This window comes from Sorangium sp. So ce362, assembly GCF_051519845.1.
In the GTDB taxonomy this organism is placed as follows: Bacteria; Myxococcota_A; Polyangia; order Polyangiales; family Polyangiaceae; genus Sorangium.
On sequence record NZ_CP150332.1, the window covers coordinates 1,477,721 to 1,501,909 of the forward strand.

At 71.3% G+C, this 24,189-nt stretch carries 20 protein-coding genes and 1 pseudogene; 13 read left to right on the plus strand and 8 right to left on the minus strand.

Annotation, left to right across the window (positions count from 1 at the left end; translation table 11 throughout):
• Positions 1 to 62: 62 nt before the first annotated feature.
• A complete protein-coding gene (locus WMF17_RS05830; RefSeq protein ID WP_437648585.1) occupies positions 63 to 635 on the plus strand; it encodes a hypothetical protein in 573 nt (190 codons plus the stop codon).
• 40 nt (positions 636 to 675) lie between these two features.
• On the opposite strand, the gene WMF17_RS05835 is transcribed toward WMF17_RS05830, so the two are convergent.
• The gene (locus WMF17_RS05835) at positions 676 to 2,181 is read right to left on the minus strand and encodes a phytoene desaturase family protein (RefSeq protein ID WP_437648587.1); all 1,506 of its coding nucleotides are present in this window, start codon (positions 2,179 to 2,181) and stop codon (positions 676 to 678) included.
• Positions 2,182 to 2,896: 715 nt separating this feature from the next.
• Here WMF17_RS05835 and WMF17_RS05840 point away from each other — a divergent pair.
• The 10 genes and pseudogenes from WMF17_RS05840 to WMF17_RS05885 all read left to right on the plus strand — a co-directional run bounded on the left by WMF17_RS05840 (position 2,897) and on the right by WMF17_RS05885 (position 11,842).
• Positions 2,897 to 3,067 (plus strand): hypothetical protein, encoded by a 171-nt coding sequence (locus WMF17_RS05840; protein WP_437648589.1) that lies wholly within the window; start codon positions 2,897 to 2,899, stop codon positions 3,065 to 3,067.
• A pseudogene (locus tag WMF17_RS05845) lies at positions 3,054 to 3,242 on the plus strand (DUF1566 domain-containing protein); the annotation flags it as partial. The gene WMF17_RS05840 and the pseudogene WMF17_RS05845, both read left to right, overlap by 14 nt.
• Before the next feature lie 105 nt (positions 3,243 to 3,347).
• A complete protein-coding gene (locus WMF17_RS05850) occupies positions 3,348 to 3,767 on the plus strand; it encodes a DUF1566 domain-containing protein (RefSeq protein WP_437648591.1) in 420 nt (139 codons plus the stop codon).
• 196 nt (positions 3,768 to 3,963) lie between these two features.
• Positions 3,964 to 5,457, plus strand: a complete 1,494-nt coding sequence (locus WMF17_RS05855) for a serine/threonine-protein kinase (RefSeq protein WP_437600959.1) — start codon at positions 3,964 to 3,966, stop codon at positions 5,455 to 5,457.
• Positions 5,458 to 5,559: 102 nt separating this feature from the next.
• Positions 5,560 to 6,522, plus strand: a complete 963-nt coding sequence (locus WMF17_RS05860) for a hypothetical protein (RefSeq protein WP_437600960.1) — start codon at positions 5,560 to 5,562, stop codon at positions 6,520 to 6,522.
• A 25-nt stretch (positions 6,523 to 6,547) separates the two neighbouring features.
• Positions 6,548 to 6,760: a DUF2169 domain-containing protein gene (locus WMF17_RS05865; protein ID WP_437600961.1), complete on the plus strand. Its 213-nt coding sequence runs from the start codon at positions 6,548 to 6,550 to the stop codon at positions 6,758 to 6,760.
• Positions 6,761 to 7,095: 335 nt separating this feature from the next.
• Positions 7,096 to 7,581, plus strand: coding sequence for a hypothetical protein (locus tag WMF17_RS05870; protein WP_437600962.1), 486 nt, complete (start codon positions 7,096 to 7,098; stop codon positions 7,579 to 7,581).
• Positions 7,582 to 8,070: 489 nt separating this feature from the next.
• On the plus strand, positions 8,071 to 8,559 hold the full coding sequence (locus WMF17_RS05875) for a hypothetical protein (protein ID WP_437648593.1): 489 nt from the start codon (positions 8,071 to 8,073) through the stop codon (positions 8,557 to 8,559).
• 227 nt (positions 8,560 to 8,786) lie between these two features.
• The gene (locus tag WMF17_RS05880; RefSeq protein WP_437648258.1) at positions 8,787 to 10,007 is read left to right on the plus strand and encodes an IS4 family transposase; all 1,221 of its coding nucleotides are present in this window, start codon (positions 8,787 to 8,789) and stop codon (positions 10,005 to 10,007) included.
• A 20-nt stretch (positions 10,008 to 10,027) separates the two neighbouring features.
• Positions 10,028 to 11,842 carry a LamG-like jellyroll fold domain-containing protein gene (locus WMF17_RS05885; RefSeq protein WP_437648595.1) on the plus strand — a complete coding sequence of 605 codons (1,815 nt, stop codon included), beginning with the start codon at positions 10,028 to 10,030 and terminating at the stop codon, positions 11,840 to 11,842.
• Between the two features lie 42 nt (positions 11,843 to 11,884).
• Here WMF17_RS05885 and WMF17_RS05890 read toward each other — a convergent pair whose 3' ends face one another.
• The 7 genes from WMF17_RS05890 to WMF17_RS05920 all read right to left on the minus strand — a co-directional run bounded on the left by WMF17_RS05890 (position 11,885) and on the right by WMF17_RS05920 (position 20,158).
• Positions 11,885 to 13,735 (minus strand): sigma 54-interacting transcriptional regulator, encoded by a 1,851-nt coding sequence (locus WMF17_RS05890; RefSeq protein WP_437600965.1) that lies wholly within the window; start codon positions 13,733 to 13,735, stop codon positions 11,885 to 11,887.
• A 213-nt stretch (positions 13,736 to 13,948) separates the two neighbouring features.
• Complete coding sequence (locus WMF17_RS05895; RefSeq protein ID WP_437600966.1) at positions 13,949 to 14,263, minus strand: GIY-YIG nuclease family protein; 315 nt, start codon at positions 14,261 to 14,263, stop codon at positions 13,949 to 13,951.
• Positions 14,260 to 16,590 (minus strand): tetratricopeptide repeat protein, encoded by a 2,331-nt coding sequence (locus tag WMF17_RS05900; protein WP_437600967.1) that lies wholly within the window; start codon positions 16,588 to 16,590, stop codon positions 14,260 to 14,262. Before WMF17_RS05900 ends, WMF17_RS05895 begins: the two co-directional genes overlap by 4 nt.
• A gap of 11 nt (positions 16,591 to 16,601) precedes the next feature.
• Entirely contained in the window at positions 16,602 to 17,450 is an 849-nt protein-coding gene (locus tag WMF17_RS05905) for an SDR family oxidoreductase (protein WP_437600968.1), read from the minus strand.
• Positions 17,451 to 17,591: 141 nt separating this feature from the next.
• Complete coding sequence (locus WMF17_RS05910) at positions 17,592 to 18,740, minus strand: Rpn family recombination-promoting nuclease/putative transposase (protein WP_437600969.1); 1,149 nt, start codon at positions 18,738 to 18,740, stop codon at positions 17,592 to 17,594.
• Between the two features lie 81 nt (positions 18,741 to 18,821).
• Entirely contained in the window at positions 18,822 to 19,631 is an 810-nt protein-coding gene (locus WMF17_RS05915; RefSeq protein ID WP_437648596.1) for an SDR family NAD(P)-dependent oxidoreductase, read from the minus strand.
• Between the two features lie 206 nt (positions 19,632 to 19,837).
• A complete protein-coding gene (locus WMF17_RS05920) occupies positions 19,838 to 20,158 on the minus strand; it encodes a hypothetical protein (protein ID WP_437600972.1) in 321 nt (106 codons plus the stop codon).
• A gap of 475 nt (positions 20,159 to 20,633) precedes the next feature.
• On the opposite strand from WMF17_RS05920, the gene WMF17_RS05925 reads away from it, so the two are divergent.
• Both WMF17_RS05925 and WMF17_RS05930 read left to right on the plus strand, forming a co-directional pair.
• The gene (locus WMF17_RS05925) at positions 20,634 to 22,907 is read left to right on the plus strand and encodes a heparinase II/III domain-containing protein (protein WP_437648598.1); all 2,274 of its coding nucleotides are present in this window, start codon (positions 20,634 to 20,636) and stop codon (positions 22,905 to 22,907) included.
• 7 nt (positions 22,908 to 22,914) lie between these two features.
• The gene (locus WMF17_RS05930) at positions 22,915 to 24,108 is read left to right on the plus strand and encodes a glycoside hydrolase family 88 protein (RefSeq protein ID WP_437600975.1); all 1,194 of its coding nucleotides are present in this window, start codon (positions 22,915 to 22,917) and stop codon (positions 24,106 to 24,108) included.
• Positions 24,109 to 24,189: the final 81 nt, after the last annotated feature.

A 24,189-nucleotide genomic window follows, 5' to 3' on the forward strand; every position in this document is an offset into this window, starting at 1 on the left:
CAGGATCCCCCCCGCCCGGCACCCGACGGGCCTGGCGACGGCCGCCCGGTGGAGCGATCTCGATGAGCAACGTCAAGGGCAACGCGCTGGGGGGGCTCAAGAACTTCGTGGCCGCGCAGCACGGCGCCGCCGGCGTGGCGCGGTGGCTGGAGGGCCTCGGCCCGCAGGACGCCGCGCAGGTCGGCGGCATCGTCCTGCCGCACGGCTGGTACCCGGTGAGCCTGTGGAACCGCCTCGTCGACCGCTACGTGGTGCTGTTCGGAGAGGGCCACCCGCAGTGCTTCCGGCCCGTGGCCAGCGCCATCGCCGAGGCGGACCTGCAACGCTTCTTCACGGTGCTGCTCAAGGCCGCGTCCCCCGCCACGGTGCTGCGCCGGTCCGCCTCGCTGTGGGAGCGCTACTTCGACGACGGCACGATGGAGGCGAACGAGGTCGCCGAGAAGCGCTTCACGGTCCGCCTCACCGCCTCGCGGCTCCCCGACCGCGGCCCCGGGCCGGTCACCTGCGCGGTGGGCATCCCGGTATGGCAGGAGCGAATCATGTCCCACCTGGGCGCCCGGGAGGGCCGCTGCCTGCACACCCGTTGCCGCTTCCGCGGCGCCAAGGCCTGCGAGTTCGAGGTGTCGTGGTCGTGACCGGGCCACGAGGGCACGTTCCACAGGACCGGCGGAGGCCTCAGCTGCCGTGCGGCGGCAGCTGGGCGCGGGGCGCCGGCATGGCGAGGGCGGGCGCCGGCCGCTGGAACACGCGCCGGAGGGCGGCCGCGGCGGCGTGGTAGCCGCACATGCCGTGGACGCCGCCGCCGGGCGGCGTCGAGCTGGAGCAGAGATAGATCGCGGGGTTGGGCGTCGCGTAGGGGCTGAGGCTCGCGACGGGGCGCGCGAAGATCTGGATCCAGTCGTTGGCGCCGCCGGCGATGTCGCCGCCGACGTAGTTCTCGTTGTACCGCTGAAAGGCGGCGGGGGTGTGGACGGCGCGCGCGCGCACGAGATCGCGGAAGCCGGGGGCGAAGCGCTCCATCTGGGCCTCGATGCGCGCCGTCATGTCGACGGTGCAGCCGGGCGGCACGTGGCAGTAGACCCAGGCGGTGTGCTTGCCGGCGGGGGCGCGCGTGCCGTCGAACAGGCTCTGCTGCGCCACGAGGCAGAAGGGGCGCTCCGCGGGCGCGTCGCCGGCGAGCGCCCGCTCGGAGGCCGCCACCTCGTCGAGCGTGCCGCCCACGTGCACCGTCGCCGCGCGCGCGGCCGCGGGCGCCTTCCACGGGATGGGGCCGTCGAGGGCGTAGTCGACCTTGAACGCGCCGGGGCCGTGGCGGAAGCGCTCGAGGCGGCGCCGGTAGCCCGGCGGGAGCCTGTCGCCCGCGATGCGCGCCATGGCCGCCGGCGTCGTGTCGAAGAGGTAGGCGCGCGCCTCGGGGAGCTCGTCGAGCGACGAGACCGCGCGGCCGGTCTCGATCTCGCCGCCGCGCGCGCGCAGGATGGCCGCGAGCGCGTCCATGAGCGCCTGCGAGCCGGTGCGCACCATCGGCCAGCCCGCCGCGTGCGCCGCGAGCGCGAGCACGAGGCCGAAGGACGCCGAGAACAGCGTCTCGAGCGGCAGGAACGCGTGCGCCGCGCAGCCGCCGAAGAGCCCGCGCGCGGCGTCGCCGCGGAAGGTGTCGCGCGCGAGCCCCTGCGCCGAGCGGATGCCGGAGAGGCCGAACCGCGCGAGCAGGAGCGGGTGGCGCGGCGGGAGGCGCAGCGGGCCGAGCAGCTCGGTGAACAGCGCGCCGTCGTGCGCGAGGAGCGGCGCGAACAGGTCGCGCCAGGAGGCCGCGTCCTCCTCGTCCAGCGTCTCCGCCATGCGGCCGAGATCGGGGTAGAGCAGGGCGGCCCTGCCGTCGGGCAGCGGGTGGGCGAGCGCCGCGTCGGCGTGGATCCAGGCGACGCCGTGCTCCGTGAGCGGCAGCGTCCGGAGGAACGGCGAGAGCACCGCGGTGGGGTGGATGGCGGAGCAGACGTCGTGGCGGAAGCCGGGGCCGGTGAGCTCGGCCGTGCGCGCGCCGCCGCCGACGGTGTCGCGCGCCTCGATGACGCGCACCGAGAGGCCGGCCCCGGCCAGCGCGATGGCTGCTGCGAGCCCGTTCGGGCCCGCGCCGATCACCACGACATCCATGGCGAGAGGCCCACGGGCAGCCGGCATGAGAGGAGGGGGTACCCGATCGCCGGTTGGACGGGAATGGAATAGCGCGGCTGGGCTCGGCGGCCGAGCGCGTGGACGGCCCCGAGGATCGCCGCGACCGACAGCACGTACAGGGGGGACCGGAGGAGCGCTCCAGCGGAGCGATCTCGGCGGATCGCCCTCGCACCCATGGTGGCCTTTGGCGGCGCGCCTGAGCGCCCATGCACAGGTCCTGGTTCGCTGGTAGGATGAAACGGACTGCGCAGGCGCCGTCAGGTCGTCAGAGCGTGCTCAGAAGGACATGGGAATGGTCTCAGAGGGAAACCCCGCTCGTGCGGATACGGGGAAAGCAATAGATATATCCATCAGTATGGGTGGAGCGGCCTTCTTGATGGGCATGTGCCTCGGGTGCAATGGGATGCTCGACATCGATCCGGGCGTGCCTCGAGAGGTCGGAGCGACGGGCGGAGGGGGATCCACGAGTGCGGCAAGCTCGGCGGGCGGCATGGGCGGAGGGGGATCCACGAGTGCGGCAAGCTCGGCGGGCGGCATGGGCGGAGGGGGATCCACGAGTGCGGCAAGCTCGGCGGGCGGCATGGGCGGTACGGGCGGTACGGGCGGCGGTTACGAGGCGGGAACAGCAGGGGCCGGAGGCGCACAGGTCTGCGGTGACGCCACCTGGGCGCACTGGAGTCCCGGAGACCTCCTCCTCCCCGGTCGGTACAAGGACCGGCCGATGGGCACGGTGTTCGATCCGACGACGGCGTCGGATACGGTGTTCGATTCGGTGACGGAGCTTCAGTGGCAGCGCGGCGTGGCACCGGATCCGGAAACCGGGAAACCGGGGGAGTTCACCTGGGAGGAAGCGAAAAAAGGCATGCGAGCGTCTCGGTCTGGAAGGATATGAAGGATATGATGATTGGCGGATGCCGTCACGCATCGAGCTGGTCTCGATCGTGGATTATGAAAGCGCTTATCCGGCCATACCGGACTCACCGTTCAATGGACCGGCTGGTGACTATTATCTCTGGTCGTTGCGCTTCGCGAACCCCTCACCTCCAGAAGCGTGGTGCGTCCACGTTGAGGATGGCAACGTTGGGAGCTGCGGGATCGACGAACCCCATCGCGTCCGTTGCGTTCGAACGGGGAGACCCGCGAGCGGAGAGCGCTGCGAGTACGCCTTCGACATGGATCGGCTGACCGTGATAGACGAAAAAACGCGCCTGGTCTGGCAGCGTGACGGGAAAGGCGATTGCTCTGACGATGATATTGAGGGCAATTGCTCCCAAAGCATGGCGGATACTCACTGCAAAAATCTTGATTTCGCCGGGTCCACATCATGGCGGCTCCCGACCGTTCAAGAGCTGCAAACGATCGTGGACCATTCCAGGCACCATCCAGCGATTGACCGAATGTGGTTCCCCGAGCCAGAACCGTCCCGCGATGTGGATGTACCAGGATACTGGTCGTCGACCGTCTACTTCCCGAGGCGAAACTCCGCGCCAGCTGACCGCGCAGCGTGGTCGGTGAGCTTCCGGGTCGGTTACGCCACCAACAAGTCGATCGAGAGCGACGGCCGTGTTCGCTGTGTTCACGATTGGCCTTGAACCTGCCCCGTGACTCGGCCCCCTCCGCCGGACGCGGGTCCTCGGACGGGCGACCAGATGGAACGCCAGGGGCCGCCTCGCCCGACCCTGGCTCTTTTGTCAACCTGGCCCCTTGCTGTCAGGGCGAGGATGCTGTCCCCTGGCAGGGACTCTCTTCTGGGTCTCGCGTTTGCCCTCCCCGACCCGCGCCTGCTCGATGGACACTCTCGTCAAGACCGGTGACGTCCTCCTCGGCAAGTACAGGGTCGAGCGCGTGCTCGGAAAAGGCGGCATGGGCCTAGTCGTCGCGGCCCGCCACCTCCAGCTCGGCGAGCTGTTCGCCATCAAGTTCCTCCTGCCTTCCACGCCCGAGCAGCCCGAGCTGTTCGAGCGTTTCGTGCGCGAGGCGCGCGCCGCGGCTCGTCTCCGGAGCGACCACGTGGCCCGGGTCCACGACGTCGGCCGCACGGAGGCGGGCGCGCCGTACATGGTCCTGGAGTACCTCCAGGGCAGCGACCTGCGGGACCTCGTCCGCAAGCAGGGCCCGCTGCCGGTCGACGACGCCGTGCTGTTCGTCCTGCAAGCCTGCGATGGGATCGCCGAGGCGCACGCGGCCGGGATCGTGCATCGCGACCTCAAGCCGGCCAATCTCTTCCTGATCCGCCGCCCGAACGGCAGCCCGAGCGTCAAGGTCCTCGATTTCGGCGTCTCCAAGCAAACAGGCATCGACGAGGTGGAACTGACCACCACGGGCGCCATGCTGGGGTCACCGATGTACATGGCGCCCGAGCAGGTCGCATGCTCGAAGTCGGTCGACGCGCGGGCCGACATCTGGGCGATGGGGGCTGTGCTGTATGAGCTCGTGACGGGCCGAAGGCCGTTCGACGCCGAGACCGTTCTCAAGCTGGTCGCGCTGGTGGTGCAGGCGGAGCCGGCGCTGCCGTCCGAGCTGCGGCCGGACCTGCCGCGGGCCGTCGAGGCGGTGATCCTGCGCTGTATGCGCAAGCGGCCCGAGGAGCGATTCCAGAGCATCGGCGAGCTCGCGGCCACGCTGCGCGAGGCCCTGGCTCCGGCCGCCCTGGCGGCGTTTGACGGCGCGACGATCGCACATCCTGTGCGGTCGAGCGTGGCCTCGGCGCCGGCCCTGCGGCCGCCGAGCGTGCCTTCGCCGGCGCTGGAGCGAGCGTCCGCAGCGCCCCTGGGCCCTTCGCTGATATCGACCATCCAGGTGGAGGCGCCTGCCGCGCCCCTCGCGGCCACGCCGGAGGGGGCGAGTACGACCGTCGATCCGAGGACGACCGCCAGCGAGCCCGCGCCGGCGCTCCACGAGCTCGGCGCGCGGAGAGCGACCGGCGGCGCGCCGGCCCCGCGCCGGAAGACGGCGGGCATGGCCGTCGGCGCAGCGGTGGGGCTCGCAATCCTGGGCGGCGGGGCATGGTTCGTCCTCGGTCGCTCCTCCGGGACTGCTGCGGCGCCTGCGTCGGGGGCGCCGGTTGCCGCGGCGCCCGTCGAAGCTGCGGCGCCTGCCGGTGCCGCGGCGCCTGCGCCGCCGCCGAGCAGCACGGCGGCGATCGTCGCGGGCGAGGCATCGCAGCAAGGCCCCGCTCCTTCGAGCACGCCCTCCGCGCCAGCTGCCCCCGCCGCTCCGAGCCCGCCGCCCGCGCGGCCGTGGGCGCCGGGCCCGACGACCCAGCGTCCCACCCTCTGGTAACCTGGCGCCATGCCAGGTCTCCCGTTACGCCCCTGCACGCTCGCCTTGACGCTGCTGCTCGTCCCCGCAGCTGCGCGTGCGCAGGCAGCCGATTCAAGGGCCATGGCGGCGGCCCAATCCCTCTTCGAGCAGGCCGTCGAGGAGATGGACAAGAAACAGTACGCGAGCGCCTGCCCCAAGCTCGAGCAGACGACGCAGATGCTCCCCGAGGCGCTCGGGGCGAAGGAGACGCTGGCGAGGTGCTACGAGGCCCAGGGCCGGCTCGCGAGCGCGTGGGCGCAGCACGGGCTCGTGGAGGCGCTGGCGAGCCGCGCCGGTCAGACCCAGCGCGCCGCCGCGGCGGGCAGGAAGGCGGCGGCCTTGAAGCCGAAGCTCGCGACCTTGACGGTGGAGCTGCCGGACGCCGTTCGTGGCCTGTCAGGGCTCTCGATTGCAAGCGACGGGCTCGCGCTCGGCGCCGCCGTCTGGGGGACGGCGCTGGCGGTCGACAAGGGCGAGCACGTGATCGAGGCCAAGGCGCCCGGGTATCGCCCCTGGTCGAACAAGGTCGTGATCGGCGAGGATGGCGCACACGCGCGCGTGGAGGTGCCCATGCTCGAGACGCTCGAGGAGGAGGAGGAAGCAGCTCCGCCGCCCGCGCCTGCGCCCGTGACCTCCGTCTCCGTGCCCCCGCCGGCGCTGGCGCCTGCGCCTGCGCCCGCACCGGCGGCGCGCCCCTGGCAGCGACCTGTAGGCATCGCGGCGATCGTCGCCGGAGGCGCGGGGCTCGGGGCGACCGGGGTGCTCGCGGCGCTCGCCGTCGGAAAGAAGAACGCGAGCAACCAGGACGGTCATTGCGACGCGCTGAACACGTGCGACGAGACCGGGCTCGACCTGCGCGCTCAGGCGAGGCGGTTCGGAAACGGGGCGACGGCAGCGCTCGTGGTCGGCAGCGTGCTGGCGGCGGGCGGCGTGGTGCTGCTCGTCACCGCACCTTCGGGGAAGGACAGGCCAGAAACGACGGGCGCCATCCGCTGGGGAATCGACGTCTCGCCGGCGCGCGTCGGGGTGCAAGGAGCGTGGTGAAGGCTGGATCGACGAGCTTGCCCAGGTGCACGGGCAAACGTCGGTCCTCGCCTCGCAGCAGGAGCCGCTCCACGCAGGCGTCCCCCGGGGCGACGCCCCCGGATCGAGCCTGCACACGCCCGGCGATCACGCGCCGACCAGGCCCCGGTTCGACATCCTGCTGAGCGGGCATGTCTCCGCGCCTGCCCGCCGGCCGACCTGCGGCCTCCTGATCGGTCGTAGGGGTCCACCGGGATAGAGGACGTCCGGGCGTCCAGTGCAGCCGGAGTGCCACGTCGCCTCTTCGCGGCGTCAAGCCCTCCCGGCGACGAAGTAGGCAAATTTTGCGTACTTGGGCCGCGAGCACGAAAGCAAGCTTTGCCGAGTCGGCAAGAGCTGCTCGGCCACGGGCGCATTCACGCTCGCGGCCCGGTCGAGGACAAGCGCTTTCGGTCGGAAGCGCGCCTGTTGAACAGCATGGCACGAGCCCTGCAAGGCGGCCGTCGACCCACCGAGTCTCGACATGAGCGGGAACGACTCGGGAACGACGTTGAGTGGAGAACCATGAAAAGAATTTCGATGTTCACAAGGATCATGACGCTCGGCGGGCTCGGACTCGTCGTCGCCGCATGCGCCGTGGATCGCGCCGGGGAAGGCCCCGCCGACTCCAGCGCTGCGGAGGAGAGCTCCGCGATGGTCGCACCTCAAAAGGCCGGCGCAAAGGAGCAGCTCGATATCGCCCTGGAGGAGAGCGGTCTGACAGAAGCAGAGTTGATTGATTACGCGATTCAGGCCGAGGCAGAGCGTTCGTGCGACGACGCGCGCTTGATCGTCGAGGAGATCCACAGCGACGGAACGCAGCGCGTCCGAAAGGCGCTTCCTCTCGAAGAGGCGGCCATCGGGGCGAGCGCCTCGGCCGGCCCCTGTCCGGCGACATGCACCATCTGCGGTGGAGATTGCTTGTTCGGGGGAGTCGTGAAGAAAGCGGGGAAAGTGGCCTGGGACGGAGCGTCGTGCTGGTGCCAGGGCACCATCTATCCCTGGGATTACTGGAACTCGTGCGCGCCGTCGTGCCCCTAGTCTGACCGCCCCCCCCGGCTCACACGTAGTCCGGGCGGTGAACGCTCACGGACCGTGCATCAGGCTCACCAGCGAGAACGCGGAGCTGCTGCCGATTTCCGCGAGGCCGGCCTCTTCCGACTGTGCCAGGCCGGATAGGTGAGCAGCACACCGCTCATCGTGCTGCGCAGCGCCGAGCGCAAGCCTTGTGTCATGCTGCGCGCCGGGCAACGAGCGGAGCGCGCCGGCGCCGAGCAACGCTGGCCGAGGTGAGCAAGACTTGCGTTCGCGCTGCGGCGCGGTGAGCAACGATTGCGTGATCGGCGCTGCGCCCGCGCGCTGCCCCGGCGCCGCGACCTGGCCCGCGAGTTGCCAAATGGATGGCGAGGGTGGCGAGGGCGGCGACGAGGGCGAGGGTGGCGAGGGGTGGCGAGGATGGCGAGGGGTGGCGGCTTGCAGCTCAACATTTCACAGCGAGACAGCGCAATGCAACTTCAACGTGGCTCTTCGATGACAAGGAATATCGGGGACGCGCCGCGCGCGGCCCAGCCGGACGCCGCGGGCGTCCTCTCGGCCCCCGCACAGCGGACGGGGCGATCGCGCCTGCGCCGGGCCACGGTGGCCCTCGCGGCGACGTTCGCGGTGGGCTGCGCGGACACGGCCGAGCCGCTCCAGGCCGAGCCGGTCGCCGCTGAATCGGCGCGTCTCATGGCCTCTCCGCCGTCGCCGGTCGCGCTGTGGCACCTGGATGAGGATTGCTCGAGCACGACCGTGATCGACGATTCGGGCAACGGCGCCCACGGCGTGAGGCACAACGGGGTGGGGTGCGGTGCAGGCCGCGTCGATCGGGCCGCCGCCTTCGACGGCGCCGACGATCGCATCGAGATCCCGGACCGCCCAGCCTTCCACTTCACGACGCAGATGACCGCTGCAGCGTGGGTGAAACCGTCGAGCTCCTCGGGACTCCGGACCATCGTGAACAAGTGGTATTCGATCTGAGGGATCCCCTCATTTTCGTGGCGGAAATTAGTGGTCGCAGAGAACTGCTCCACGGTCGGCATGCGTAGGTCCATTGGTGACATGAGCCATCGAAATCTTGAGCTTCATGGACCTCGAAACGAATAATTGTGCCGTGCGAGTGAGAAATCGTCGTCGCTGACCGGAATATATATTGGTAGGAGGCGACCAGCGAGCCTAGCGCATGCGCCGTTGGTCCGAGCGACATCATGACGACTTTCGCGAAGAACGCGCATCAGCCTGCCACACATGACTCCGCACCTGCGCCATCTACGCAGACCAGTCGCCCGAAAGTCGACCCGAAGTACATCCAGACCTTCGTCGAGAATTTGTTCGGCGATGACCTGCACGCGATGCGCGTCCTGTCGCTCGCGAACGGCGTCGTTGGCGTCCTGCACGCGGCGGTGCTGGCCATCCATGCCATCGGCCAAGCGTATGCGAAGGTCGCAAACGTCAAGCCGAAGAGTGGGGTCAAGCAGGTCGACCGGCTGCTGAGCAATACCGGCATCGACGTGTTCCATTCCCTGAAGTCGTGGGTAGAGTTCGTGATCGGGGTCCGCAAAGAGATCGTTATCGCGTTGGACTGGACGGACTTCGAGAAGGACGATCACACGACGCTCTGCGCCTACCTTGTGACGCGGCATGGTCGTGCCACGCCGCTGGCATGGAAGACGGTGAAGAAGTCCGCGTTGAAAGGCACTCAGAAGGACCACGAATACGAGCTCATCGAGTGGCTCCACGGGGCCATCGACGAGACGGTCGAGGTCATTCTGCTCGCCGACCGGGGCTTCGGCGATCGCAAGCTCTACGACTTTTTGGAGTTCATGGGCTGGGACTTCGTAATCCGCTTCCGCGGGGGTATCGTCGTCGAGAACGCGGCCGGGGAAGCGAGGTCCGCCAGCGCGTGGGTGCCGACGAGCCGCCGCGCCACGATGCTGCGCGAGGTGCGCGTCACCGCCGACCGCGCGAAGGTCCCGGCCGTCGTCCTTGTCCACGCGCCGAAGATGAAGGAGCCGTGGTGTTTGGCCACAACGCTTTCGGGCCGCAAGGCGGGCGATATCGTCAAGCTCTACGGCAAGAGGTTCACGATCGAGGAGACGTTTCGAGACATCAAGGACAACCACTTCGGGATGGGCCTCTCCGCCACGCACATCCACAACGCCGACCGGCGCGATCGCCTGCTGCTGCTCGCGGCCATCGCCCATGCACTCTTGACGCTGCTCGGCGCTGCGAGCGAGGAGGCCGGCCTCGATCGGTATCTGAAGGTCAACACCGTCAAGCGCCGCACACATTCGCTCTACCGCCAGGGGCTCTACTGGTACGACTGCATTCCCACCCTGCGCGAGGACTGGCTTCGGCCTCTCATGACGGCCTTCGATCGCATCGTCCGGGAGCACGCCGTCTTCCGCGAGATTTTCGGCATTATTTGAGGGGATTCCCCAGGTATTCGATGGATTCGTACGCGCTGTTCCTGCAGGACGGTCAGTTCGGGTTCAGCATCGCTCTCCCCGGCAATGGCTGGGGGACCACGGTCACCGTCGCCGCCCCGGCGAGCCCGGGCGTGTGGTCGCATGTCGCGGGGGTCTACGACGGGACGCGCGTCTCGCTCTACGTGAACGGCGCCCTCGTCGCGTCGACCGCCGTCTCGGCAGAGCCCCGCGCGCTGCAGGACTCCACGCGGCCCATCGTCATCGGCAATCACCCCTCCTGGAACGCGTACGCAGGGACGATCGACGAGGTGCGCCTCTACGATGTCGCGCTGACCGCCGCGCAGGTCAAGGCGCTCACCAGGGACATCTACCATGTCGCGACCACCGGGCTCGACACGAACCCAGGCACGCTGGCCAGGCCCTTCAAGACGCTCGTGAAAGCGGGGCAGATGGCGCAGGCCGGCGACACGGTCTATGTCCGCGGCGGCACCTATACCACGGACAGCACGAGCCCGGTGAAGCTCGACCACCTCGGCACCGAGGAAGAGCACATCGTCTTCCAGCCCTATCCCGGCGAATCGGTCGTGCTCGACGGCAGCCTGGGAGGAGGCAGCAACGAGAACATCCTGCAGATCCGAGGAGCGTATTACGACATCCTCGGGTTCGAGATGCGCGACGCGAAAGGCGTCGCGATCAGCCTCTGGAAGTGGGACGGGTCGAGCAGCGGCCGGCATATCCGTATCGCAGGGAACACGATCCACGGCTCGTTCAAGGGCGCCGTCTATCCCGGTCACGAGTCGACCCATATGCGGTTCGAGAACAACGTCGTCTACGACAACGTGAAGATTAACGCAGACAAGCGCCTGTTCTGTCACGAGGGCGGGTGGCCGTCGGCGGTGAACCTGACGCGGGGCGACGACGTGGTCGTGGGCAACACCATCTACGAGAACTTCGGGGAGGGGATCGGCGCCTACGGGACGAACCACCACGTCGCCGACAACGTGCTCCACGACAACTACAGCGTCGATCTCTACCTGAACAACCTCGCCGACTCCACGATCGAGCGCAACTTCATCTACTCGCTGAGCAAGCCGGCGTTCCACCGGCCCTACTGCCCGGACGGCGTGAGCTGCCCCGATCGACCCGCCGGCGACACGGCTTGCTCGTGGGCCGGGGACCTGCGGATCCCTGCCGCGGCGGTGGGGATCGCGCTCGCGAACGAGGACCCGGGCGACGTCCTGCTGGACAACAACCGCGTCCGGAACAACATCGTCGTCGGTCCCGGCCCCTCATCCATCCCCCGCCGCACAGTCCTCCAGCTGAGCGCGTGGGGCGGCACGGGGCCGAGCGATATGGGTCGAACCAGGATCGAGAACAACACGGTGGTTGGCTCGGGAGACGCGGAGCTGTTCGGCATCCGGGGCCCCGCGCCCTCCGCCGAGGGCGGGCGAGCCCAGGTCGTCAACAACATCTTCTACCAGCTGAGCAGCGACAGGCCGCTGACGAGGTTCAGTCACACCGTCAGGATCGACTTCGCCAGCAACAACTGGTTCGGCGGCAACGGGAGCTCCTCGCCGGGAGGTTCTGGGCAGAGCGCGAGCGACGTGGTCGGAGATCCGCTGCTCGTCAACGAGAACGGCATCGATCCCGCCGGCTTCCGGCTGCTGGGCGATTCACCCGACAGGAACCGGGGGACGCTGCTCGTCGATGTCCAGGGGGACTTCTTCGGCACCCCACGCCCTCAGGAGAGCGCCCACGACATCGGCGCCCACGAGGTCGTCGCCGGCTCCCTGGACGAGGAAGAAGCCCTGTCCGGCCGGCCGAGCGCTCGATGAGTGGACCGGATGCCGGCGAGGCGCGCTGGGTGACCGGCGCTCTCAGGACGGACGCTTCGCCGGCCGCGCCGCGAGGCCGTACTGCTTCAGCTTGAACACGAACGTGCGCGTCGGCATCCCGATGAGCTCCGCTGCGCGCGTCTGCACCCCGCCCGTCGCCTCGAGCGCCTCCTGCATCCGCCGGCGCTCCAGCTCCTTCAGCTCCTCGGCGATCGGCCGGAATCGCGGCGGCGCCCCCGGCGGCGAGGAGGGCGTGCCCCCACCGGCCGCCGCGCCCCCGTCCGCCGCCGCGCCCCCGCCCGCCGCCGCGCCCCCACCGGCCGGCGCCGCGGCCCCTCGCCCCACGATGCGGTCCGGCAGATTCCACAGCTCGACGACCTCGCTCTCCGCCGTCGCCGCCGCGAACTCCATCGCATTCTTCAGCTCGCGCACGTTGCCAGGGAACGCATAAGCGGCGAGGGTCGACTGCGCGGCCTCCGAGAGCTCGACCGGCGCCTTGCCGCCCCGGGCGCGCGCCTCGGCCAGGAAGAGGCGCGCCAGGATCGGCACCTCGCGCGGCCGGTGCCGGAGCGGCGGCAGCTCGACCACCGCCGTGCTCAGCCGGAAGAGCAGGTCCTCCCGGAAGCGGCCCGCGCGGCTCTCGGCCTCGAGGTTGCGGTTCGTCGCCGCCACGATGCGGAAGTCGACCTCGCGCTCGCGCACGTCGCCGAGGCGCGTGATCCGCTTCGCCTCGAGCGCGCGCAGCAGCTTGGCCTGCGCGCCGAGCGGCAGCTCGCCGATCTCGTCGAGGAACACCGTGCCGCCGTGCGCGCGCTCGAGCAGGCCCGGCTTCGGCGCCCGCGCGTCCGAGAACGCGCCCCGCTCGTACCCGAACAGCTCGCTCTCGACGAGCGTCTCCGGGAGGGCCGCACAGTTGAGGGGGATCAGCGGCTTGCTCGCCCGCGCCGACCACTGGTGCAGCGCCGCCGCGGCGTTCTCCTTGCCGGTCCCGGTCTCGCCCAGGACGAGCACCGAGAGCTCGCTCGCGGCGAGCCGGCGGACGAGCTCGAATACGCGGATCATCGCCGGATCCGCGAGCACGACCTCGAGCTCGCCGACGCGGTGCCGGACGGCGGTGTCCGCGGCGACGGCCACCGTACCCGGCCCCGCGATCGAGGCCGCGGCGGCGGCGCCGGAGACGAGCGTCTCGGCATCGCCGCCGTCGGCCGGGTACGCAGCGACCCCGCCCCGGGTCCCGGGCGCGAGCGGCGCGAGCACCTCCAGCAGCTCGAGCGTCGCCGCGCGCGCCGCCTCGGCCCCGAGCTCGGGCATCAGGACGACGAGCTGCGCGCCGCCGTCCCAGGCGAGGACGTCGATGAGCCGCAGCGCCGCCGCCGCCGCGGCCCCCGCGACCGCCTTGTCCCGGACGCCGCCGGTCGACACGACGGCCACCGCGAGCGGCCTGCCGTAATCGCCCGCGCGCTCGATCTCTTCCTCGAGGCGCCGGCGCCAGCGGCCCGCATCGACGAGGGCGCGGTCCGGCGCCCGGGGCTCGCGCCGGAGGATCAGCACGGCGTCGCCGATCGTGACGACGTCGCCGGACGAGAGGAGGCGCGATCCCTCCAGGCGCTCGCCGTTGACGAGCGTTCCATTGTGGCTCTTCAGGTCGATGACCTGCACCTCGCCGCCCGTGACGAGGAACTTCGCGTGCCGCCGGGACGCCGCCGCGGCGGTGACGCAGATCGCCGCGTCGGAGGAGCGCCCGACGAACAGCACCCCCTCCCTCGGCAGCGGGCACCGCCGCGACGAGGATCCGTCGATCACCAGGAGATAGGCGTCGGCGTCCAGGTCACCGCCGGAGAGCTCGCTCTGTTGGAGGCTCTCGGTCTTCGCGCTCGAGGTCGACTTCCTCACCGTATCTCCTCATTCACGATGATACCTCGGCCCGGAGAACAGCGCTTCGACGCGGCTCGGCCACGAAGATGCGCGGAGCGAGAGAACGACGCCTACGTCATCGGCCGCAGCCTGCTCGGCATCGGCAGTGGCCGCCGGGTCCTGGGCGTCGTGGGAAAGGCTCGGGTAAAGACGAGCTCCCTCCCCGGGGGCCGGGCGGCTCGGCGACCCCTCTCACGACGTCGACGCGCTACCCTGCGCGGCGCGGCCCGCCGCGAGCGCCATCCCCGGCGCCCCTGTCCTCCCCGCCGCGAGCGCCTCCTTCCCCGCGCGCCCCATCCGCCGGATCGCCGCTTCCCGCCGCAGCGCCTCGCCCTTGCCGGCCGCCGTCTCCACGTGGACCACCGCGAGCGGCCCCCGGCCGCGCGTGTACCGCGCCCCGCGCCCCGCCGCGTGCTGCGCGAAGCGCGCCTCCACGTCGCGGGCGATGCCCGTGTAGAGCGACCCGTCGCCGCAGCGCAGGATGTACACGTGCCAGGCCTCGGTCACTCCTTCGGCCCCTCGTTGTAGCCGCGCGGCCGGTACTTCGGGTCGACGCCGCCGTGCTTCGCGCCGTTGTCGAGCGTGTCGATCGCGAGGTACGCGAGCCACGTCCCGGGGTGCTCCTCGGCGAGCTGCCGGAGCTCCGCCTCGTACGCCGTGAGCCGCTGCTCGTCGTGCAGGCACTGCAGCGCGAGCGCGATCAGGCTCAGCTCGTTCGGGCCGAGCTCCATGCCGCGCCGGTAGTGCGGGAAGGCCTCGTCGGGGCGGTGCATGCGGCAGAGCGTGTCGCCCGTGTACACGTGGGCCATCGGCCAGCTCGGGGCGAGCTCCACCGCGATCTTGCTCTCGGCGAGCCGGGCCGGCAGGTCGCTGCGGGCGCCCTTCATGACCGAGTAGTTGAGGTGCGCCTTGGCGCTGTTCGGGACGGCCTCCTTCGTCGCCGCCCAGAAGTCGAGGTCGTTGCGGTAGTCCATCGCGTGCCGGTAGGCCTGCGCGCACTGGAAGCCGAAGAAGAGCACGAACAGCGCCGGCGTCACCCACGCCCGCCACGACCAGCGGGCGCGCGGCGCGAGCGTCGAGCCCGCGAGGGCCTCGTGGAGCCACGAGAACGCGACGGCGAGGACCAGCGACGAGCCGATGGCCGGGAAGTACCAGAAGCGCTCCGCGCGCACCGTCGGCAGGACGACCGGGATGTTCGAGTGCGGGAAGTAGCTGACCACGATCCAGGTCAGCCCGATCGCCACGAGGCACAGCCCCGCGTAGCCGCGGCGCAGCGGCACCCAGACGCTCCGGTCCGCGGTCGCGGGGCAGGGCAGGGGGCGCGTGCCCTCGACGAGCAGCCCGAGCCCGAGGAGCAGCGCGGGAAGGAACGGCAGCGGCCAGAGCACGAGCGGCAGCGCCCGGAGCAGCGGGACGCGCCCCGCCGGGCGGAGCACCTGCCAGTCGTACACGGCGAGCGCCGCCGCCCCGATCGCGAGCAGCGCCCCCGCGAGGAGCAGCGACCACCGCCGCGACGTCGCCTGGCCGCCGTCGACGAGGAAGGCGGCGCGCACCGAGCGCCGCTCGCGCCGCTCGAGGTGCTCGCGGCGGAGGGCCGCGATCCAGAGCGCGAGCGAGCCGAGCGGGGGCAGCGCCATCATCGCGGCGCCGGCGACGCTGCCGAAGAAGACCAGCCGGTCGGGCGTCGGCTCCTGCGGGTACGAGTAGTCGCCGCTGAGCGTCCACGGGAACACGAGCTGGGTGAGGCCGCGCCAGTAGACGCGCAGGGCGCCGGCGATCCGGTGCGGGGCGTCCGCGGTGCTGAGCGGGTTGTTGAGCGGATCGCGCGGCAGGGGCGCCTGGTGGAACCAGACGAGCAGCTCGTGCAGCGCGCGCTCCACGAGCGGCGTGCCTTCCGCGAGCGGCGTCGTGAGCTCGGCCGGCAGGGGCGACGGGAACCAGCGCCGCCGGAGCTCGACGTACAGCACGAACGCCGCGCCCGCGGCGAGCAGCGCGAGCAGCGACCGGACGAGCCGCGCCGGCCGCGTGGGGTGCGTGAGGGGCGCCGCGATCAGCGCGGCGAACGGGATCAGCGGCACGCAGACGAGCGCGCTCTCCTTGGAGAAGAGGCCGAGGAGCACCGCCGCGAACACGCCGAACGGCATCGCCCACGCGGGCAGCGTCAGGGCGGCGAGGGCGGCGATCGCGCCCAGGCCCCCGAGCACGTCGGCGATGCCCACGATGCCGCTGACCGCCTCGGTGAGCACCGCGCAGCCGACGAAGATGAGCCCGGTGAGGTAGGCGAGCCCGCGCTTGCGCGTGAGCCAGAACGTGACGCACGTGAGCAGCGCGCCGTTCGCTGCGTGGAAGAGGACGTTGTAGAAGTGATGGAAGAACGGCTGCTTCGTGACGGCCCAGACGGTGCGCCAGAGGAGGTTCGGCAGCGGGCGGTAGGAGCCGACGCTCCGGTCGGGCGGCAGCCCCCAGAAATCGCGGTGGATCGCGTCGATGAAGCGGAGCCCGCCCTTCGCGTTCACATACGGGTTGGCGAGGAGCGCCTCCTGCTCGTCGAAGATGTAGTTCGTCGACGGAGCGCGCGTGAAGAGGATGACGGCGATCACCGCGAGCGGCGCGACCGCCGACAGGAAGGTCGGGTCGAGCGCGAGGAAGTAGTCGCGCACCCGCCGGGCGACCCGCCCGAGGAAGGTGGTCGGCTCGGCCGGCGGCTGCGCGGACGACGGCGGCGCGGACGACGGCGGCGGCCCGAACGGCGGCGCCAGCGCGTCGGCGAGCGCGCCGGAGGTGGGCTCCGGCGCGGCCTGCTCGCCGGCGGCGTACGGGGGCGGGTAGGTCACGCCGCGCCCCTTCAGCCCTTGCCGTCCGGCGGAGCGCCGGGCGCGCCCTCCGGCTCGGGGATGGACCAGATGTCGCCCCAGAGCGGCTGGCCGCCGTCGATGCCGTAGACCGCGCCGGTGATGAAGTCGTTCTGGTCGGTCGCGAGGAAGACGATGAGCCGCGAGACCTCCTCCGGGGCGGCGAGGCGCTTGAGCGGGGTGGCGCGCCGCGCGAGCTCGAGGAGCTCGTCGCCGTACTGCGACGTGCCGCTCGACCGGATGTTGCTGCCGGGGGCGACGGCGTTGACGCGGATGCCGAGCGCCGCCCACTCGACGGCGAGCGAGCGCGTCAGGTTCTCGACGCCGGCGCGCGCGGCGCCGGTGTGGGCCATGCCCGGGAAGCCGCGGCTCACCGACGCGGTGACGTTCACGACGCGGCCGCGCTGGGCCGGGATCATCGCCCGCCTGGCGACCTCGCGGGTCATGAAGAAGGTGCCGTTCAGGTTGTTGCGGACGACCGCCTCCCAGCCCTTCGGGGTCATGTCGATGGCCGGGCTCGGGAACTGGCCTCCGGCGTTGTTCACGAGGACGTCGACGCGGCCGAAGCGCTCCAGGACCTGGCCGACGAAGGCGGCGATCTGCTCCGGCTCGCGGATATCGCACGGCGCGGCGAGCACGCCGTCGCCGGGGACGCCGTCGCCTTCGAGCGTCTTCGCCGCTGCGTCGAGCTTGTCGCGCTTGCGGCCGCAGATCGCGACCTTCGCGCCGAGGTGAGCGAGCTCGCGCGCGCACGCGAGGCCGATCCCGCTGCCCCCACCGGTGACGATCGCTACCTGGTTTCCGAAGAGTCCTGGGGCGAAGATCGAGCGCACCTGGGTCACGCCCCGCGTTTACAACGGGTCAGCTGGCGGCGCCACAAGCTGGGCGGTCCCGGGGTGTACCCGGCGTTCCAGGCAGAACGGCCGTCGTTCGGGGGCGCTGGCCCGCCCGGCCCCGGCGGCCGGCGCGGACTTCGCCGTGGCTCAGCGGTCGCCCAGCGCGTCTGCCAGGGTCGTAGCGGTCAGCACGCGGTCGAACCACCGATCCAGCTGCGGGATGTCGGCGCTGTTCACGCGTGCGACGATGTCCTCCGGCAGCGCGCCGAACCGCGCGCCGAGCAGCTTGAGCAGCGTGTGCTGCAGCCCTTCGCGCCGCCCCGCTTGCAGCCCTTCGCGCCGCCCCGCTTGCAGCCCCTCGCGCCGCCCCGCTTGCAGCCCTTCGCGCCGCCCCTCTTGCAGCCCTTCGCGCCGCCCGTGCTCCACCAGCTTGTCGGCCACCGACACGACCTCCTCCTTTCCTTCGTCTCCCACCGCAGCCAGGAGCCGCTGCAGGACCTCCGCCGGCTCATCGCGCTCGTTCGTCGCCAGAATATAGCGCCAGAGCGCACGAAGCGCCTCCGCCCCGTTCGGCGCTCTCCGCGTCTCCCGTACGAGGTCCAGCCATCGACGCAGCTGCTCGAGCAGCAGCTCCGGCTCTCGCGCATGCCGCAGGCACCAGAGCGCGAGCCGTGCGAACGCGCTCATCGCGCGCGCCCGCAGCGCGTCGTCCTCCACGAGGCTGATGTCGTCCAGCACGAACCGTAGCCGCAGCACATGCTCGCCCGCGGCAGTCCGAGCCGCGTCGTCGAGATCGAGCAGATCCTCGAACGCCGTCTTCGCCGTCCACCCGGTTTCACTGTGGTGCAACACCACGGGCACGATCGCCGGCAATCGCCTCGCGGCAGGGTGGGCGGCCAGGTGCTGCTCCCAGATGCGGACCATGTAGCGCAGCAGCCGGAACGCCATCAGCGCTTCCACCGTGCTCTGGTGCTCGAACAGGAGATAGAGAAGCGCGCTGGCCTCGCCCAGCGAGGCCGAGAAGAGCAGGTCGCTCTGCCGCTCCTTCAACGCTTCATCCACGAAGCTCCCCGGCGCGAGCTTCAACGAGTTCCAGTCGATCCGCGCGGCCAGGGCGGGCGGCAGCACCTCCCGCAGCTCACCCGCCGCGTGCTCCACGTTGGAAAAGGCGGTCTTGAACAGCGCGTCGTGGACGTTGGGCTGCATCGGTCGGCCCTCATCCTGCCTCACCATCGGGCCGCCCGCAGCGCCTTTTGCGCGGCGTATTTTCGAACGAATTGGCTTACTTGCGCGCAATCACGACGTCCCTGCCCACCTCGGAGGCGCCCTCGTCCTCCCGGCGCCGAACGTCCGAACGGCGCGGCGCGCTCGACTCGATCAGAGCGCCCTGCGCATCACCTGGCGCATCACCACGTCCTGGAGCAGCTCGGGGAGGGCGCGCTTCAGCCGCCAGCCCCAGCGGCCATCGCGGTGAGGCACGGCGTAGAGGCGGCCGGCGTCGACCGCTTCGACCGCGCGCCGCGCCACGTAGTCGGCCTGGAGCCCCTCGCGCCCCATGAGCTTCTCGGCGGTCGCCTTCATGGGCCCGTCGAGGCCGCGCCCGCTCGAGGCGATCTGCGTCCTGAAGAAGGTCGGGCACAGGACGGTGACCCCGACGCCGTGGGGGGCGAGCTCGAGCCTCAGCGTCTCCGACAGGGCGACGACGCCGGCCTTTGTCACGCAGTAGGGGGCGATGCCCGGCACGGAGATGAAGCCGGCGGCGGACGCGACGTTCAGGAAGTGCCCGCTCCGCTGCTCCTTGAAGCGCGGCGCGAACGCGTGGCAGCCGTGGATGACGCCCCAGAGGTTGACGCCCATGACCCACGCCCAGTCCGCGAGCGGGATCTCGCCGACCTGCCCGCCGGCGCAGACGCCCGCGTTGTTCACCACGAGATCGACGCCGCCGAGCGCGCGATCGGCCTCGCCCACGAGCGCCGCGACGTCCTCGCTGCGGCTCACGTCGCAGCGCACCGCGTGCGCCTCGCCGCCGGCGCCGGCGACGAGGCGCGCCGTTTCCCGGGAGCCTTCCTCGTTGAGGTCGGCGAGGAGCAGCTTCGCCCGACGGCCCGCGAGCTCGAGGGCCAGCGCGCGGCCGAGGCCCGAGGCGGCGCCGGTGATGACGGCGCGGGGGTGCTTGGGGAGGGGCATGACGAAGGCGCATATCATGAAGGCTGTCCCGCGTGGCGTCCGCCCCCCACGCGCGAGCCGCGTCCGTCGCGCTGCGACATGAGGATCATGCGCTCTCAGGGCTCCCCCTCACGCTTTGGACACAAAGCAAGGCGCCAAGCACACCAGAGCAAGACCGTGCTCCCCTGGCGTTCTTGGCGCCTTGTCGATTCGACCCGCGGATCGCGTCAGGCGCTGCCGCGCGCTCCTCCCTGGCCCGCGCGCGCGCCGCCGCTCAGCCGCTGCCCGAGGAGCTGCTTCGCGCGCTCCGCGAGCCGCAGGTGCTCCTGCCGCACCTCGCTGATGAACGAGGCGAGCTCCTGATCTCCCTGCTTTTGCGCGTCCTGAACGTACTCTGAACAGGTCTCCGCGCCCTGGAGAGCATGGTAGAGCACGCTGACCAGGTTGTAGTCCTTGTCAGGGACAACACTGCTCTCGCTGCGGCCTTCCTGTAGCCCGGAGCCCTGCTGTCCCTGCGCGCCCATCCTCTGCTTCTGCTCGTTCGCCATTCCAAACCTCCTCGATTTTTCTCAGCGCGGCCGGGGCAATGCAAGCGGGAGGCCGCTCAGCGGAGAGCCCGCGACGACGAGGACTCCTCGCTGCCGGCGCGGTCGCTCCGCTCCGCGCGTCGCGTCCTGCCGCAGCAGGCGGACGCTCGCGCAAGATTGCACCACCTGAGCGCGTCGCGCCCCTCACGTCCAGGAGCCTGCGGGCGCGCTCGACGCCGCCCGCGCCGACGCGCCGCGACGGGCTCTGCTCAGCTCGCTCGACGCGCGCCTCGAGGTCATCCGGTGAGGGTCGCGTCTGCCCAGATGGCAACGGAGGCTGATCGGATTACATCGGATTCCGTCATGACGGGTGATGTGGTGATCGGCCCCACGCCCGCGAGATGTCGAGCCGATCCAGGCCGGCGCGAGCTGATACGCTGCTGCAGCTCGCGCACGAGCGCCTTCCTGTCCTGTCCAGCCCTCGCCCGATCCTGCCATGCAATCACGGTCCCACGGCGTGTCTCTGTCCATCCGAACCCTCTGTCGTACGCACGCGGCGCGCGCGGCCCTCGCGACGCTCGCGCTCGCGCTCGCCGCGTGCGGCACCGACGTCCCCGCGCCGAGCCAGCCGCGGGACACCGGCGTCCATCCGCGGCTCCTCGCGCGGCCCGAGCACCGCGACCTGCTGCGCTCGCGCGTCGATCGCGAGCCCTACGCCTCGATCCTCGCCACCCTGAAGCGCCGCGCCGAGCGGCCGTACACGGAGGACCCGGACCCGGAGTCCTGGGACCCCAGGACGAACGGCGACAACGCCTCGACGGCGCAGGCGAACGCCCTCCTCGCCTGGGTCTTCGAGGACCAGGCGGCGGCCGGGAAGGCGCGCGAGTTCCTGCGCCGGCTCGAGCCCGATTGGGACACGAACTCGGTCCTCGATATCAACATCCGGATGGCGAAGACCCTGATGGGGTACACGAACGCGTGGGACCTCCTGAGCGCCACACCGTGGCTCCCAGACGAAGAGTCCGCCGAGGCAGAGCGCAAGATCACCGAGATCACCGGCCAGCTCTTCGCCAAGTACGTCGAGCACGATTTCTTTCGGAATCTCCTGCTGCTCCCCGCGCAGAACAACCACCCGATCCGGACCGCCGACGCGATCGGCTACGTGGCGCTCGCGTTCCCCGGGCACCCGTCGGCCGCGACCTGGTGGAACTGGTCGATCTCGGAGCTCGCCTACCTCTGGGGCCCGGACGGCCAGTACGTGCAGCCCGACGGCGGCGCCTCCGAAGGCCCGTACTATGCCAGCTTCGCCTGGGGACCCACCGCGGCGTTCTTCATCGCCCTCGACAACGCCCTCGAGGGGCCCGTGGCCTTCGCGCGCGACTGCCGCACCCGCTCCGACGAGGACCCGTGGGCCGGACACGGCTGCGTCGACGGCGAGCAAGCCACGCTCGAGCTCCCGTTGCGCGGCGGGCTCTTCACGAAGTCCGTCGACTGGTCGCTCTCGCTGCGCCTGCCCTGGGGCAGCCGCCCCCCGGCCGACGACGGCGTCTTCACCCCGTTCAACGGGAGCCCGCTGCTCACCTCCTTCGGAGGCAGCGGGGTGTATCGCTGGGACTGGGAGCAGAACCGCGACAGCCCCCAGGATATGGAGTTTGGCAGCGACCTCATCGCCCATCACCTGGTTTACCTCGACGACGCGGCGGCCGCCGAGGAGCCGCCCTTCCTGACGCGCTTCATGCCCGACGCGGGCAATGCGGTGTTCCGCTCGGACTGGGGCGAGGAGGCGCGCTGGCTCCTGCTCCTCGCGGAGCACGGCTCGGCGCGCAAGGCGATCCACGACCACGTGGACGGCACGTCCTTCTCGCTCGCCGCCTACGGAGAGTACCTGTTGATCGACCCCGGCTACTACAAGCCCGATTCGCTCGACAACGCGAAGACAAGCCAGTCGCCGTCGCACAACGTCATCCTCATCGACGGCCGATCCGCGCCCGACAAGGGGGTCTTCAACAACTTCGGCGACGCGGACGCCTGGATCCGGAACACCCACGACGGCGCCGCCGTCGAGTACGCGGAGGCGCACCAGGACTACCAGGACACGCACGTCGAGCGGTCCGTGGCCTTCATCGACGGCCGCTACTTCGTGGTGGGCGACCGCCTGGCGACGTCGCACCCGGCGGCGCGCGCGCACGCGTGGCGGCTGCACGGCTACGCGGGGCTCACCTCCGGGGGCAACTTCGAGCGCCTCCCCGACGGCGCGCGCTGGGAGCGGGCGCGGGCGGGCGTCGAGGTGCGCGTGCGGTCGACCGCGCCGGGGCTGGCCGTCGTGGAGCCGCCGTACACGCCGCTCACCGTGCCCCACGTCCACGAGTTCGAGAAGGACCGCAAGGCCGCCGACCACGCCGTCATCGACGCCACGGTCGAGGCCGAGGCGCCGGGGTTCCTGGCGGTGCTCCTGCCCTACAAGGTCGGCGCGGACAGCGGCCCCGACGCGCCCCTCCGGGCGGCGCCGATCGCGCCGGGGCCCGGCATCGTCGCCTGGCAGATCGAGAGCGACGGCGGGACCGACGTCGCGATCCTCCGGGGCGCGGGGGCCCCGGAGGAGCTCACGCTCCCCGGCGGGCAGGTCCTCGAGACCGACGCGGAGCTCGTGGTGCTGCGGATCCAGGGCGAGCGGCCGTTCGCGCTGATGGCCCGGGGCACGCGGGTGCTCCTCGACGGAGCCCCGCGTGTGACCGCGCCCGACGCGACCGGCGTCGCCGTGGAGGAGTGAGGTGCCGATGGCCGCCCTGTCGCGCACGCCCCGCACGCTGCCGCGCCTCCGCGCGCTGCTCGTCGCCGCCGCCGCGAGCGCCGCCGCGGCTGCCGGCTGCTCGAGCGACCCGGGCGATCCGGGCGCGGCGTGCACGCCGACCTCGCCGTCGGCAGAGGACGCGTTCGCGCGCGAGCGCGCCCCCGGCTCCGAGAGCATCGCGCTGGCGCGCGCCGTCGCCGACCGCTGGATCGCCGAGCACCCGGCGGAGTCGCTCCTGTGGGACTGGGGCGAGGGCACCGTCATGCTCTCGCTTGTCGAGCTCTACCGCGTCACGCAGCACGCCCCGTACCGGGACTACTACCGGCGCTACATCGACCGGCACATCGAGTACGGCTACGAGATCACGACCAGCGACCGCTGCCCGCCGGCCACCGCCGCGCTCGCGCTCCACGCGGAGTCGTGCGCTGCGTCCTACGAGAAGATCGTCACCGACGTGCTCCGCTACCTCTACGAGGAAGCGCGCCGGACGGAGCAGGGCGGCATCAGCCACCTCGGCGTGTCGCCGCTGTTCGAGCCCACGCTCTGGGTCGACTCGCTGTTCATGTTCGGCAACGTGCTCATCCGCGCCGGCGACGCGCGGGCGCTCGACGAATTCTCGAATCAATTCGATATTTTCGCATCGCTCCTCCAGGACGGGCCGGGGCTCTTCAGGCACGCGTACAACTGGGCGACGCCGCAGGACCCGGACGTGTACTGGGCGCGCGGCAACGCCTGGGTCACGGCGGCCGGCTACGAGTACCTCCGCGTGCGCGCGGCGCGGGGCGAGCGCGACGAGTCCGTGGCCGCGTCGCTCGATCGGCAGGTCGCGGCGGTCCTCGCCGCGCAGGACCCGGGGACCGGCCTGTGGTGGACGATCCTGGACCGCCCCGGCGAGATCTACCTGGAGACGAGCGCGACGGCCCTCTTCGCCGCCGGGCTCGCCCGCGGGCTCCGCCACGGCTTCCTCGACGACGCGGTGCGCCCCGCGATCGACAGCGCCATGGCGGGCGTGCGCTCGCGCATCCAGGAGGACGCGTCAGGGCGCCCGGTCGTCACCGGGATCTCCGGCCCCACGACGGTCGGCAGGCTCGACGACTACGCGGAGGTCGAGCTCGGCGACGACATCTCGTACGGCGTCGGGGCCGTCGTGCTCGCGCTGGTCGAGACGTCGGGGCTGTAACGCCGCGTTCTGCCGGTCTTCCGGCCACGTCGCTCCCCCGCTGCGTCCGTGCGCTCCGGTTGCTTCGCTGCCGCTCGTCGC

Coding starts and splice junctions, on each gene's coding strand:
- WMF17_RS05830 (WP_437648585.1), top strand. CDS start 63: ATGAGCAACGTCAAGGGCAACGCGCTGGGGGGGCTCAAGAACTTCGTG.
- WMF17_RS05835 (WP_437648587.1), bottom strand. CDS start 2,181: ATGCCGGCTGCCCGTGGGCCTCTCGCCATGGATGTCGTGGTGATCGGC.
- WMF17_RS05840 (WP_437648589.1), top strand. CDS start 2,897: ATGGGCACGGTGTTCGATCCGACGACGGCGTCGGATACGGTGTTCGAT.
- WMF17_RS05850 (WP_437648591.1), top strand. CDS start 3,348: ATGGATCGGCTGACCGTGATAGACGAAAAAACGCGCCTGGTCTGGCAG.
- WMF17_RS05855 (WP_437600959.1), top strand. CDS start 3,964: ATGGACACTCTCGTCAAGACCGGTGACGTCCTCCTCGGCAAGTACAGG.
- WMF17_RS05860 (WP_437600960.1), top strand. CDS start 5,560: ATGGCGGCGGCCCAATCCCTCTTCGAGCAGGCCGTCGAGGAGATGGAC.
- WMF17_RS05870 (WP_437600962.1), top strand. CDS start 7,096: ATGACGCTCGGCGGGCTCGGACTCGTCGTCGCCGCATGCGCCGTGGAT.
- WMF17_RS05875 (WP_437648593.1), top strand. CDS start 8,071: ATGACAAGGAATATCGGGGACGCGCCGCGCGCGGCCCAGCCGGACGCC.
- WMF17_RS05880 (WP_437648258.1), top strand. CDS start 8,787: ATGACGACTTTCGCGAAGAACGCGCATCAGCCTGCCACACATGACTCC.
- WMF17_RS05885 (WP_437648595.1), top strand. CDS start 10,028: ATGGATTCGTACGCGCTGTTCCTGCAGGACGGTCAGTTCGGGTTCAGC.
- WMF17_RS05915 (WP_437648596.1), bottom strand. CDS start 19,631: ATGCCCCTCCCCAAGCACCCCCGCGCCGTCATCACCGGCGCCGCCTCG.
- WMF17_RS05920 (WP_437600972.1), bottom strand. CDS start 20,158: ATGGCGAACGAGCAGAAGCAGAGGATGGGCGCGCAGGGACAGCAGGGC.
- WMF17_RS05925 (WP_437648598.1), top strand. CDS start 20,634: ATGCAATCACGGTCCCACGGCGTGTCTCTGTCCATCCGAACCCTCTGT.
- WMF17_RS05930 (WP_437600975.1), top strand. CDS start 22,915: ATGGCCGCCCTGTCGCGCACGCCCCGCACGCTGCCGCGCCTCCGCGCG.